The following is a 13,569-nucleotide window of genomic DNA, read 5'->3' as shown; positions in this document are numbered from 1 at the left end:
CATTATATTTTTAAATGGTTGTAAAATAAAAAAAGTAGATTAAAATATTTTAATCTACTTTTTCATTAATTATTTACTTACATTTCCAGCTACATTTAATATATCCCAAGTTCTAGCAAATGGTGGTGCATAGCATAAGTCTAACATACCTAATTGATTAGTAGTTAATTTTCCAAATATACAAGCAGCTATTACATTGCATCTTTGAACAGCATCTTTAAATCCTGCTACTTGGCCACCTAATATAACTTTAGTACTTGCATCATAAACAAGTTTAACATACATCTTATCTCTACCTGGATAATAGTTAGTTTGGTTAAAGTCTGATATAAATTTAGCTTTAACTTCTACCCCTAACTTGGATGCTTGAGTTTCTGTAAGTCCAGTCGCCGCAGCTTCCATATCCATAATCTTTATACAACTTGACCCTAAAGAACCTTGGAAAGAGTTGTTAGCTCCAGCTAAGTTTTCCCCAACTATTCTACCTAATTTATTAGCTCCAGTTGCAAGAGGAACATATGAATCTTGTCCTGTTACTATATTTTGTATAGTTGCACAATCTCCTGCTGCATATATATCTTCTATTGAAGTTCTTCCAAATTCATCTATAATTATAGCTCCATTTGGCAACATATCCATTCCTGTATCTTTTAAGAAAGCAGTATTAGGTCTTACTCCTGTAGCTATTATAACTAAATCAGCTTCATACTCACCTTTGTTTGTTACTACTTTCTCAACTTTAGTTTCTCCAACTAATTCACTAACTATTTCTTCTAGACGTAAATCTACTTCATGCTTTCTTATTTCTGATTCTAATATATCAGTTATTTCTTTATCAAATACTTGAGGTAATATTCTATCTTCTAATTGGAAAACTACCACTTCTTTTCCTAACTTCTTAGCAGCCTCAACAGCTTCAAGACCTATAAATCCAGCTCCTATTATAGCAATTTTCTTTATTTCATCTTTATTCATTAACTCTTTTACTTTAACTCCGTCATCTAAACTTTTTAATGTTGATACATTTTCAAGCTTAACATTTTTAATTGGAGGTATTATACTGCTAGCTCCCGTTGCTATCATTAATTTATCATAAGAATCTATAAATGTTTCTCCAGTATTTACATTTTTAACTTTTAATTTTTTATTTTCTGTATCTACTGAAATTACTTCATTAAATATATTTAAATCTATTCCACTCTCTCTAAATTTCTCAGGAGCTCTAGCTATCATATTGTTAGGATCATCAAAGAATCCTCCAACAAAGTATGGAAGGCCACAAGCTCCAAATGATACTACATCAGTTTTTTCATAAACTATAACATCGTATTCAGGTTTACTTCTTTTTAACTTTGCAGCAGCACTCATCCCCGCAGCTACTGCTCCAATTATAACAACTCTCATGTCTTTTCTCCTTAATAATACTTTAATTTTTTATAATACAAAATAATTCCACCATAATATATCGTTTACCCATTACTGAAAATATATTAACATACTTTAACTGTTTTTTCTACTTTTTTTGAAATTTTTAAAAATTAAGTAAAAATCACTTTATTTAATAAAAAAATGCCCTAAATAACATTATTTAGGGCATTTATATAACTATCTAGCTGATCTTTTTGTTGGTTTTCCTTTTTTAGTAACATTAGTTGCAACAGCTTTTTTAGCTTTTGCTTGCTCATGTCCTGGGAATATTATCTTAGGATTTTCCTCATTTTTCTTATATATAGTGAATTTAAACCCTATAGCTTGAACAAATTCAGCTCTTAAAGCTTCACATATCGCATTTGCAGTTTCTTTTGCATCTAGTCCCGCATTTTCTAATATTGAAACCTTTACTATTTCTCTAGCTTTTAACATATCTTCTAATTGATCTAAGAAACTCTCAGTAACACCTTCTTTACCTATTTGAGTTATAGGTTTTAAAGTGTTAGCAATAGATCTTAAGTATGCTCTTTGCTTTCCTTTTAACATGTGTACACCTCTTTATGTCTTAATTATTTTAATTATAGAACTCAAATTCTATATCGTATATCTTAACAGTATCTCCATCTTCTATGCCCATTTCTCTAAGCTTATCAAATACACCTTGAGATTCCATAGATTTTTGGAAGAACTGAACTGATTCCATATCTTCAAAGTTAACAGAGTACATTATTCTTCTTAATGCTTTACCAGTAACAACATATACTCCATCTTCTATTTCTACTTGTAATCCTTCTTCTGTTTCTTCAACTAATTCAGGTCTATACATTTCTTCTTCTGAAACTAACTCTATATCTTCAACTTCTTTTAATAATTGAGAAACATAAGCTATAACATCATCTATACCTTCTCTAGTTGCAGCAGACATTTTAAATACTTTGTATCCTCTTGACTCTAATTCATTTTTAAAGTTTTCAAAGTTACTTTCGTCTTCCATTATATCTATTTTATTAGCAACAACAACTTGTGGTCTAGTTGATAATTTTTCGTTATATAACTTTAACTCATCATTTATTTTGTCAAAATCTTCTAAAGCATCTCTACCTTCTATACCCGATATGTCAACTATATGAATTAATACTTTAGTTCTTTCAACGTGTCTTAAAAAGTCATGTCCTAAACCAATACCTTCAGCCGCACCTTCTATAAGTCCTGGTATATCTGCAAGTACAAAACTATCTCCAAACTTAGTTTGAACAACACCTAAATTTGGTGTTAAAGTTGTAAAGTGATAGTTAGCTATCTTTGGTTTAGCTTTAGTTACAACAGATAAGAATGTTGATTTACCAACATTAGGGAATCCTAATAAACCAACATCAGCTATCATTTTTAACTCTAGCGTTATCCATTTTTCGTCTCCATCAGTTCCTGATTTTGCAAATGCAGGAGCTTGTCTTATTGCATTGGCGAAGTGTTGGTTTCCTTTTCCACCTCTTCCACCTCTTGCAACTACAGCCTCGTCACCTTCTTCTTTTAAGTCAGATATAATAAGACCTGAAGCTTCATCTCTTATTATTGTTCCTGGCGGTACTAATAAAACTAAATCTTCACCATTTTTACCAGCTTGTCTTTTCTTAGTTCCATCTCCACCAGCTGGTGCAGAATATTTAGTTTGATATTTAAAGTCCATTAATGTTCTAAGTCCTGAGTCAACTTTAAATATTATACTTCCTCCACGGCCTCCGTCTCCACCGTCTGGTCCTCCAGCTGGAACGTATTTTTCTTTTCTAAAAGATACTGATCCGTTTCCACCGTTACCAGCTTTTACAAATATTCTAGCCTTATCTATAAACATATTTATTCACCTTCTTTTTTAAAGCTTTTTATTTATATTTGCCACAATCTATAATATAAATTCTATTTAAGAATATATTTTAAATTAATTATTATATTTAAAAAAGGAGTGTAAGAACACTCCTTTCTATGTGTATTACTCAGCAACTGGGTATACACTTACTTTCTTTCTTTTCTTGTCTTTTCTTTCGAATTTAACAGCACCGTCAACTAATGCGAATAAAGTGTCATCTCCACCTTTACCTACGTTAGTTCCTGGATGTATTTTAGTTCCTCTTTGTCTAACTATTATACTTCCAGCAGTTACAACTTGTCCATCGAATCTCTTAACACCTAATCTCTTAGATATAGAATCTCTACCGTTCTTAGAAGATCCTACCCCTTTCTTAGATGCAAGTAATTGTAAGTTCATTTTTAACATTCTGGAGTCACCTCCTACTTTTTTAGAATTTTTATATTTTTTGGGTATTCCCTTTTAATTTCATTAATAGCTAATTGAAAATGTTGTAATAACAATTGTGCATCATCTAAGTATTTATCCTTAACAAGACACTCAATATGACCTTCTTGGCCTATTACTTTATCAAATTCAATTTTTTGCAATATACTCAAAGAATTTATAACCGATAAAGCATTGGATGTAACAGCTGCACATACAATGTCAGAGCCTAACTCTGCATAATCAGCATGTCCTTTAAGACAAAAACCTTTAAGTTTGAAATCGTCATTTTGATAATATTTAACTTTTATCATGGTATTTTACAATTAAGCGTTTATTTTTTCAACTACTAACTTAGTGTAAGCTTGACGATGTCCGTTCTTTCTTCTGTAGTCTTTCTTAGCTTTATACTTGAAAACTATAACTTTCTTAGCTTTTCCTTGCTCTACAACTTTAGCAGATACAGATGCACCTTCAACAGTAGGAGCTCCTACTACTAAGTTTCCATCTTTAGAACAAGCTAATACTTCGTTTAAAGTAACTACATCACCTTCGTTTGCGTTTAACTTTTCTACGAAGATTACATCTCCTTCAGCAACTTTATATTGCTTTCCTCCAGTTTTAACTATAGCGTACATTAAATACACCTCCTCGGTCTCAAACTCGCCAATCAAAGGTACTCACTTAAGAGATTTAAAGACCTTTATTGAGCGGCACTACATTTATAAATAATACTATAATTTATAGTTTGTGTCAACTAACTATTAAAAATAATATTCATTTTTTCATAGTCTATATCCCTTTTTTTACTTAAAGATATACTTATATTATATTTTTGACTTATATCATCTATTTTTCGTTTATGATTTTTATTTATTTCTTCAAAAACTCTCTCATTTAACTCTATTTCTACTTGATCATAAGAAGTATGCTCCTTAACTCTCATAACTTCTTTTTCAATTTCATCTATTAATCTATTTATAGATTTTATACGTTCACCGCTTTTGCAAATATCACAGTTTTTAAGGTAATAACTATCTATGGAATCTTTTTCTCTTCTTCTTGCGATTTCTACTAACCCTAATTTAGTTATACCCATGACATTTGTTTTTCTTTTATCTTTTAGAGTTTCTTTGCTCAAAATATCTATGAGATTTTTCTTATATTCACTTTTTTGCATATCTATAAAATCTACAATTATTATACCTGCCATATCTCTAATTCTTAAAAGCCTAGATATTTCTTTGGCAGCTTCTATATTAGTTTTATATACTGTTTCTTCTAAGTTAGAGTTTCCTGTAAACTTTCCTGTATTAACATCAATAACCGAAAGTGCTTCAGTTTTGTCTATTATTAGATATCCTCCACTTTTTAACCAAACTTTTCTACCTAAACATTTATCTATTTGACTTTGAACGGAATATAAATCAAATACATCTTTATTATTTTCTAAAACTAACTTATTTTTATAATCTTTATTTACATAATTTAAAACACTTTTTAATTCTTCATATTTTTCTTCATTGTTAACAATAATCTTTTCAACACTATCATTTACATTATCCTTTACATACTTAGATGCAAAATCTAAATCTTTGTACAAAAGTTTAGGCCCTATACCTAATTTAAATTCTTTTAAAACACGGTTATGTTCAAACTTCAAATCCTCTATATCTTTTTCTAGCTCTTCTTTTGAACATCCAATAGCTTCTGTTCTTATAATTCCAGTAAAGTCTTTATCTATATTTTGGACTATCTTTTTAATTCTAAATCTTTCTTTCTCAGATTTTATTTTATTAGAAATTGTCAATCTATCATTAGATGGAATATAAACTAAATATCTACCTGCAAAACTAATTTCAGTATTAAGCTTAGCTCCTTTAGTTCCAATAGATTCTTTATTTATTTGAACTAAAACATCTTGACCGCATTTAATACTCTCATTATTTTTCATACTTAAATAAGCTAGTTTTTCAGTTCCTATATCAATAAAATAAGCCTCTATCCCCTTTAAAGCTTTTCGTACAACACCTCTATAAACATTAGATACAGTTTTTATATTATAACTATCCTCTATGAAAAGCTCACTAAGTATACCATCTTCTAAAACAGCTACTTTCTGAGAAGTAACCAATGACTCTATAACAATATTTTTCAAAAAAACTTCACTTCCTCTTCTCTCTTATTACATAAAATGTCTATAAATTTATTGGATTCCATAATGGATAAGTCTACTATATAGTACTTACATACACTACAATCATGCCCCACTATATCAGAAAAGAGGTGGATATCCACCTCTTTCCTACATTGGAGTTACTAACTCTCCATCTTCAACTATATATAATTCTCTTCTTAAAATGTCAACATCTAGTGGATCCATATCTAATCCAAAAGTTTCTAACATCTTAGGTATAAATATATTTGTATTTAAGTTAGCCTTTGATCCTGTAGAAATAGTTGCTTCTAATGTTATAACCCTATCTTCTACATCTATAACATCAAAGTTCTTTATCATAGGTCTTATATTAACTTCTACAGTCTTACCTTTTTTATTTTTCTTAGTTATTATTATTTCCTCTTCATTCATTAAATCTGCAACCTTAGTTTTAACAAACTCTTTAGATAATTCTTTTTCTACCTCTAAAGTGAACATATATTCACCATATTCTATAGTAGATGCTAAAGAAGGAACATCTTTAGTTATTTCCATAGCTTTTATAAATTCTATACCTTTTGGCATAGTTGAATTTATTTTCTTTAAAAATTCATCAGAAGCTAAATCATCTTCTATCTCAACATCTAGATACTCTCCTTGACTTTCAGTTCCTAAAGCTAATGCATGTCCGTAACTCATCTTAGGATGAGGATTAAATCCTTGAGAATATGATAATTGTATCTCTGATCTTCTAAAAGCTCTTTGTAATAATCTTTGTAAGTCAAGATGCGATATGTATATCATATCATTTTCTTTTTTGAACTTACATCTTATTATTTTACTCATAATTAACACATCCCCTTTCCTATAGTATGTGTATTTATTCCACAACCATTACATTTATGTCTACAGTCAACTGTTATAGCATCTTGTTTTGATTTTTCATTTTCTCTTATTAAGAATTTTTTATTAACCCCTACATCTAAATGATCCCATGGGAATACTTCTTCATATTCTCTTTCTCTATTTGCATAAAATGCTATATCAAGATTATTATTTTTCATTGCTTCTTCCCATATCTCTAGTTTAAAGTGCTCAGCCCATCCATCAAACTTAGCTCCAGCTTTATATGCATCATATATAACCTTACCTAATTTTCTATCTCCTCTAGCTATAACAGCTTCCATTAAACTAGTTTTTGAATCATGATAGTTATATTTTATATTTCCATTTCTTAATTTCTTAACTAAATGTCTTTGTTTTTCTCTTACTTTCTCTGTTGTATCTTGTCCATGCCATTGGAATGGTGTAAATGGTTTAGGCACAAATGTAGAAGTACTTACAGTTACTCCAAAAGCTCTTCTTAATTTTCCACCATTAACATCTCTATAAATATCTATTACCTTGTAAGCAAGATTAGCTATACCATCTAAATCATCATAAGTCTCTGTAGGAAGCCCTATCATAAAGTATAACTTAACACTGTTCCATCCCATTTCAAATGCTTTTCTTGTAGCATTTTCTAAGTCTTCTTCAGTTACACCTTTGTTTATAACATCTCTCATTCTTTGAGTTCCTGCTTCAGGTGCAAATGTAAGTCCTGATTTTCTTACCTGTTGTATCTTCTCAGCAATTTCCATAGAGAAATTGTCAAGTCTAAGTGATGGTAGAGATATACCAATATTTTGAGATGTATACTCTTCAACTAGATAATCAGTAAGTTCTGATAACTGGCTGTAATCACTCGTACTTAGAGAAGATAAAGATATCTCATCATATCCAGTATTTTTAACTAGTTTTTCAAGTATCTCTTTTAATCTACCTAAACTTTTTTCTCTTATTGGTCTATATATCATACCAGCTTGGCAGAATCTACATCCTCTTGTACATCCTCTAAATAATTCTAGTACTATTCTATCGTGAACTGTATCTATAAATGGAACGATTAATTTTTCTGGGTATTCAACTAAGTCCATATTTTTTATTATTCTCTTATGTGGGTTAGCCGGTACTCCTTCTTTATTAGGTTTTACTTCATTTATAGTACCATCTTCATTGTAAATTACATCATAGAATTTAGGAATATATACTCCTTCTATACTAGCTATATCTAGTAAAAACTCATCTCTTGTAGTTTTATTTTTCTTCCATTCTTTGTATCTGTTAACTATTTCTAAGTTAACTTCTTCCCCTTCACCTAAAACAACTATATCAACAAAGTCTGCTATTGGCTCTGGGTTATAAGCACAAGGTCCTCCAACTAATATAAATGGAGCATCTAGTTTTCTATCTTTTGCTAAAATTTCAACCTTTGCTAAATCTAACATATTTAGTATATTAGTATATGAAAGTTCATATTGAAGAGTAAAAGCTAGAAAGTCAAAATTAGTTATAGGTTCTCTTGACTCTAGTGCAAATAATGGAATATTATTTTCGCGCATTTTTTCTTCCATATCTACATTTGGTGCATATACTCTTTCACAAAATACTTCTTCATCTCTATTTATAACATCATATAATATATGACTACCTAAGTGACTCATTCCTACCTCATAAAGGTCAGGAAAACAGTGAGCGTATCTAATTAGGTTCTCATTTGATGTATCTTTATGTATTGAGTTAATTTCACTACCTAAATATCTAGCAGGTTTTTCAACCTTTTTAAGAATCCTTTTTAAGTCTACTTTTTTATTCATACAAATCCTCCGTAAGATTATTTCATTATATAAACATAAATATTATTATACACGATATACTAAGATGTATCAAAAGATAATTACTTATAATATTTGCAAATTCTAAATTATTATATACAAAACAATCGTATTTTTTGTTAATATAGTAATTGTCTTACAATAAGTTTCAAGAATTTTTGAAGTTTTTTGTATACAATATGTTTTAAAGTTTTATTAGTGGGTATATTTTAAATATAATTACGTATCTTATTAATTGCGGATTTAGGAGGATTTTCTTATGAAAAAAGCTTTTGAAATTAAAAACGACATTTACTGGACTGGTGTTATAGATAAGGATTTAAAGATCTTTGACATCATAATGGAAACTGAGTTTGGGACAACTTACAATGCATACTTTATAGACGATGAGAAGAAAGTATTATTTGATACAGTTAAACCAAACTTCAAAGATGAATTTATAGAAAAATTATCATCTTTAACAAAAATAGAAGATTTAGATTACGTTGTTGTACATCATACTGAACCAGACCACGCTGGAAGTTTAAAGTATATACTTGATATAAACCCAGACGTTGAGGTTATATGTACAAGTGCAGCTAAAATGTATTTAGCTGAACAAGTTAACAGACCATTTAAGTGTCATGTTATAAAAGATGGGGAAACTTTAAACATAGGTAAAAGAACTTTAAAATTCATATCTGCGCCTTTCTTACACTGGGCAGATACAATGTTTACTTATATAGAAGAAGATAAAACTTTATTAACTTGTGATGCTTTCGGATGCCACTTTGCAAGTGTTGATCCTGATATAGTAGATAGTCAAGACTATTTAAAATCATCTAAACATTACTTTGACTGTATAGTTAAGCCTTTCTCTAAGCACGTGCTAAAAGCTGTAAACAAAGTTGTAGAGTTAGGATTAGATTTTGATACTATATTAACTTCTCATGGTCCTATATTATCTAAAGACCCTATGGCTCAAGTTAAAAGATATGTAGATTGGTCTACTGAGACAGTTAATTCTACTAACCAAGACCAAATAGCTATATTATTCTTATCAGCTTATACTAATACTAAAGTTATGGCAGAAAAAATATATGAAGGTATAGTATCTACAGGTGAAGCAGCAGCTTTATATGATATAGAAGAAATGGATTTAGCAGAACTTCATGATGTTATGGTAATGTCAAAAGGTATACTATTTGGTTCACCAACAATAAATAGAACAATGGTTAAACCTATGTGGGATGCATTTTCTTTAATAGATCCTATGGCTAACCAAGGTAAATATGCCGGAGTATTTGGTTCTTACGGATGGAGTGGTGAAGGTATAACAATGGCTGAATTACTTGTTAAAAACATGGGATTCAAAATGCCTGTTGAAACACTTAAAAAGAAATTCTTCCCAAGTGATGAAACATTACAAGAATGCTTCGATTTCGGTGTTAAATTTGCTGAAGCTATAAAATAAATATAAATAAAAAAGCTATCTCTATGAGATAGCTTTTTTATTTATATACGTTGAGTTGTAGTTTTTCTAACTTCCCTAAAAGAAAACTCGCCTCTATCTATAGCTTTTATAAAAATCTCTGCTGAAGCAAGGTTCGTAGCAATAGGTACATAATAAACATCACAAAGTCTAATTAAAGCTTGTATATCTGGTTCATGAGCTTGGGCAGTCATTGGATCTCTTAAAAAGATTACTAAGTCAATGTCTTGAGAAACTATTAAGGATCCTATTTGTTGATCCCCTCCAAGTGGTCCAGATGCTAACCTTTTGACTTTAAGTTCTGTTTCTTCTTCAATTCTTTTTCCTGTAGTTCCAGTTCCATATAATCCATAGTGTTTAAGTATAGATTCATAAGCTATACAAAATCCAACCATAGTGTTTTTCATTTCATCATGTGCTATTAATGCTATATTCATTTAAGTCACCCCTAATATATTAGAAATTTATTTTCTTTCTTCTCATACCTACATTTAAAACTAATGCTAAGTTTGCAAGTGATGTCATTAAGGAACTTCCTCCATAACTAATAAATGGTAAAGTTACTCCTGTAACCGGAATAACCGCAACAGTCATTCCTATATTTTGTATAATCTGATAAGCAAACATGCAGGTAACCCCTATAGCTATGAGTGTTCCATAAAAATCTTTAGCTTCTTTAGCTATCTTAATCATTCTAATTAAAAATATTGCATATAGTACGATTACAACTAACATTCCTAACATTCCTAATTCTTCACCTATAACAGCAAATATAAAGTCACTATCTTGAACTGGTAAGAAGTTATTTTGATTTTGAGTTCCTTCGTATAATCCTTTACCTGTAACTCCACCTGAGCCTATTGCAATCATTGATTGCATTACTTGGTAGTTACCAGGATATTTAAGATCTTCTGGGTTTAAATAAGCATCTATTCTAATTCTTTGATGTGGAGCCATCACCATATACATAATTGGCATAGCTACAACTATTATTATAAGCCCTCTTTTAATAATTTTGTCATTAAGTCCCGCTGTAAGTAACATTCCTCCTATTATACAACAGAAAACTATAGTTGTTCCTAAGTCAGGTTGTATAAGTAATAATAGTATTATTGGCCCTGCATAAAGGCCTAGAGGTATTAAATCTTTTATTGTTTTTAATTTACCCTTTTTTTCCTCAACTATCTTTGCATAACTTAATATAAATGTTAGTTTAACTAATTCAGAAGTTTGAAAATCAAGAGGCCCTAGGTTAAGCCAAGATCTAGCTCCCCCCATCTCTTTTCCAAGACCTGGTATCCAAACTAATAGTAATAATATTATACTAACAATATATAAACCTTTGTAGTATTTCCCTAAAAAATTATAATCAAATAATAGTATTAAAATAACAAATCCCATTCCGGCTAAGAAAGCTATACCTTGTTTTGTTATTTGATTATAATTCCCAGTTGTTGTCGCATGTGTTGCACTACTTAATATTACAAGACCAAAAGCAAATATACATATAACTACTGCAATAAGCTTCCAGTCAAGTTCTTTTATAAGTTTAAATTTTGACTTTAAATCAAACACTTGATCACCATCTTTCCTATTAAGACCACTCCTAAGTAGTTTAGTTTATATTAATACAAAAAGGGGCTTGGCTAATAAGGCCCTCCCCCCTTTTTTATCTACTTCTTTCTTTTATATTCTTTAATGGTATATTAGCAACTAACGCTGATACCGGACCATCTTCTTCATCACTTCTAGATTTTGCCATTTTTATTTCTAATCCGTCTTCTTCTATCTCAGCATAATTTGCAATAACTTTTAATATATCTGACTTAATTAAGTCTAGAAGTTGAGGAGAACAGTCTATCCTATCATGTACTAAAACTAGTTTTAATCTTTCCTTGGCTACATTTTTACTAGTTTTAGATTCATTTGAAAATATCTTAAACAAATCCAACATGAAATTATCCCCTTTCATTACTTAGCCATTCCAAACATTTTCTTTATTTTACTTAATATGTTAGTTTCTGTTTCTATCTGCATAAGCGGTATATCTTCCCCAAGAATTCTCTTCGCTATATTTTTATATGCTTGTCCAGCATTTGATCTTGCATCTAATATAGCTGGTTCTCCTTTATTTGTAGAAACTATTATACTCTCATCATCAGGAACTAAACCTATTAAGTCTATAGCTAATATCTCAACTATATCTTGCTTATCCATCATATCTCCACGTTTAACCATTTCATTTCTAATTCTATTTATAACTAAACGTATATCTTTTACTTCATTAGCTTCTAGTAACCCTATTATTCTATCAGCATCTCTAACTGCTGATATTTCAGGATTTGTTACAACTATAGCTCTATCAGCTCCTGCTACTGCATTTTTGAAACCTTGTTCAATTCCTGCTGGGCAATCTATTATTATATAATCAAATGATTCTCTTAATTTATCACATAAATCTTTCATTTGATCTACTGATATAGCATTTTTGTCTCTAGTTTGGGCTGCTGGTAATAAATAAAGATTATCAAATCTCTTATCTTTTATAAGCGCTTGTTTAAGTCTGCATGTTCCTTCCACAACATCTACTATGTCATATACTATTCTGTTTTCAAGACCCATTACAACATCTAAATTTCTAAGTCCTATATCTGCATCAACTACAACAGTTTTTTTATTTTCTAAGCTTAAAGCAGTTCCTAAGTTAGCCGTTGTTGTTGTTTTCCCAACTCCACCTTTACCAGATGTTATGACTATAACTTCACTCATAATACTCCCCCTCCTAATCAATTATCTATTTATTTTTTTGGTTGAGTAGCTTTCTATAACAATGGTTTCATTGTTAGCAAATGCTATTTCTGGATTTATATCATAAGTTTGGATATAATCTTCTTCTGGTGCCTCAGCTATATATTTAGCTATTTTTAAAACCATAGGGTTTAAATTATTAGCAACAATATATGCATTTTTATTTCCATTAGCTCCTGCATGTATAAATCCTTGTACTCTACCCATTACAACCACATTCCCATATGCTATAACTTTTGCTCCAGGACTTATATCTCCCATTACAACTACACTTCCTGTAGCCATAACTTGACAACCTGGTTTCATATCTGCCATTACAACTATATCTCCTTCAAATTCAACATTATCTCCAGAGCGCATATTGTTTACATACTTAGTTTCATAGCTTCCATATGGAATGTTAATTTCTTCTTCTATAAATTCAATATCGAATCTAGAAGTTATATCTTCTTTTAATTGAAGTAACTGTACATCTGTTAGGTGGTTATAATTAATGGAACATATTTTTGCTCCATTAAAAAAACCTACAGATGCGCCTATTTTGTCTATTATGCTTTGCTTTATTTCTTCAAATGAGGCATCTTTTTTTACATTTATAACTATACCTCTTTTGTTTCCTTTGAACTCTACTAGTTCATCATTGGCTGATGCTTTAAAAGACATTTCATACCTCCAAAGCTATATATCACTTTTTATA

At 30.1% G+C, this 13,569-nt stretch carries 15 protein-coding genes; 1 reads left to right on the top strand and 14 read right to left on the bottom strand.

The genetic code is table 11. The features are described 5' to 3' along the window. Window positions 1–69 precede the first annotated feature (69 nt). From ATCC9714_RS02305 to ATCC9714_RS02265, 9 genes are all read right to left on the bottom strand, one after another. Window positions 70–1,404 carry a CoA-disulfide reductase gene (locus ATCC9714_RS02305; RefSeq protein WP_057544364.1) on the bottom strand — a complete coding sequence of 445 codons (1,335 nt, stop codon included), beginning with the start codon at window positions 1,402–1,404 and terminating at the stop codon, window positions 70–72. A 201-nt stretch (window positions 1,405–1,605) separates the two neighbouring features. Then, window positions 1,606–1,977 (bottom strand): YhbY family RNA-binding protein, encoded by a 372-nt coding sequence (locus ATCC9714_RS02300; protein WP_021129072.1) that lies wholly within the window; start codon window positions 1,975–1,977, stop codon window positions 1,606–1,608. A 28-nt stretch (window positions 1,978–2,005) separates the two neighbouring features. After that, window positions 2,006–3,283 carry a GTPase ObgE gene (obgE, locus tag ATCC9714_RS02295; protein ID WP_057544363.1) on the bottom strand — a complete coding sequence of 426 codons (1,278 nt, stop codon included), beginning with the start codon at window positions 3,281–3,283 and terminating at the stop codon, window positions 2,006–2,008. A 135-nt stretch (window positions 3,284–3,418) separates the two neighbouring features. Then, window positions 3,419–3,703 (bottom strand): 50S ribosomal protein L27, encoded by a 285-nt coding sequence (gene rpmA, locus ATCC9714_RS02290; RefSeq protein WP_021124986.1) that lies wholly within the window; start codon window positions 3,701–3,703, stop codon window positions 3,419–3,421. A gap of 14 nt (window positions 3,704–3,717) precedes the next feature. Continuing rightward, entirely contained in the window at window positions 3,718–4,035 is a 318-nt protein-coding gene (locus ATCC9714_RS02285; protein WP_021129074.1) for a ribosomal-processing cysteine protease Prp, read from the bottom strand. A gap of 12 nt (window positions 4,036–4,047) precedes the next feature. Then, window positions 4,048–4,359, bottom strand: a complete 312-nt coding sequence (gene rplU / locus ATCC9714_RS02280; RefSeq protein ID WP_021124988.1) for a 50S ribosomal protein L21 — start codon at window positions 4,357–4,359, stop codon at window positions 4,048–4,050. A 119-nt stretch (window positions 4,360–4,478) separates the two neighbouring features. Next, the gene (locus tag ATCC9714_RS02275; RefSeq protein WP_057544362.1) at window positions 4,479–5,879 is read right to left on the bottom strand and encodes an Rne/Rng family ribonuclease; all 1,401 of its coding nucleotides are present in this window, start codon (window positions 5,877–5,879) and stop codon (window positions 4,479–4,481) included. 147 nt (window positions 5,880–6,026) lie between these two features. Next, window positions 6,027–6,725 (bottom strand): TIGR03936 family radical SAM-associated protein, encoded by a 699-nt coding sequence (locus ATCC9714_RS02270; protein WP_021124991.1) that lies wholly within the window; start codon window positions 6,723–6,725, stop codon window positions 6,027–6,029. A 2-nt stretch (window positions 6,726–6,727) separates the two neighbouring features. Further along, entirely contained in the window at window positions 6,728–8,575 is a 1,848-nt protein-coding gene (locus ATCC9714_RS02265) for a TIGR03960 family B12-binding radical SAM protein (protein WP_057544361.1), read from the bottom strand. 277 nt (window positions 8,576–8,852) lie between these two features. On the opposite strand from ATCC9714_RS02265, the gene ATCC9714_RS02260 reads away from it, so the two are divergent. After that, entirely contained in the window at window positions 8,853–10,046 is a 1,194-nt protein-coding gene (locus tag ATCC9714_RS02260) for an FprA family A-type flavoprotein (protein ID WP_057544360.1), read from the top strand. A 41-nt stretch (window positions 10,047–10,087) separates the two neighbouring features. On the opposite strand, the gene mgsA is transcribed toward ATCC9714_RS02260, so the two are convergent. The 5 genes from mgsA to ATCC9714_RS02235 form a co-directional block, all read right to left on the bottom strand. Further along, window positions 10,088–10,501 (bottom strand): methylglyoxal synthase, encoded by a 414-nt coding sequence (mgsA, locus tag ATCC9714_RS02255; protein ID WP_021124997.1) that lies wholly within the window; start codon window positions 10,499–10,501, stop codon window positions 10,088–10,090. A gap of 19 nt (window positions 10,502–10,520) precedes the next feature. Next, window positions 10,521–11,639, bottom strand: a complete 1,119-nt coding sequence (rodA, locus tag ATCC9714_RS02250) for a rod shape-determining protein RodA (protein ID WP_057544359.1) — start codon at window positions 11,637–11,639, stop codon at window positions 10,521–10,523. A gap of 94 nt (window positions 11,640–11,733) precedes the next feature. Continuing rightward, window positions 11,734–12,018, bottom strand: coding sequence for a cell division topological specificity factor MinE (minE, locus tag ATCC9714_RS02245; RefSeq protein ID WP_021125000.1), 285 nt, complete (start codon window positions 12,016–12,018; stop codon window positions 11,734–11,736). Window positions 12,019–12,035: 17 nt separating this feature from the next. Continuing rightward, the gene (gene minD / locus ATCC9714_RS02240) at window positions 12,036–12,833 is read right to left on the bottom strand and encodes a septum site-determining protein MinD (RefSeq protein WP_054631590.1); all 798 of its coding nucleotides are present in this window, start codon (window positions 12,831–12,833) and stop codon (window positions 12,036–12,038) included. A 21-nt stretch (window positions 12,834–12,854) separates the two neighbouring features. Continuing rightward, the gene (locus tag ATCC9714_RS02235) at window positions 12,855–13,535 is read right to left on the bottom strand and encodes a septum site-determining protein MinC (RefSeq protein ID WP_057544358.1); all 681 of its coding nucleotides are present in this window, start codon (window positions 13,533–13,535) and stop codon (window positions 12,855–12,857) included. Window positions 13,536–13,569 lie beyond the last annotated feature (34 nt).

Origin of the sequence: Paraclostridium sordellii (assembly GCF_000953675.1) — a bacterium.
Taxonomy (GTDB): Bacteria; Bacillota; Clostridia; order Peptostreptococcales; family Peptostreptococcaceae; genus Paraclostridium; species Paraclostridium sordellii.
The sequence above is the reverse complement of the archived record's forward strand: the minus strand, read 5'-3'. Positions and strand labels throughout refer to the sequence as shown.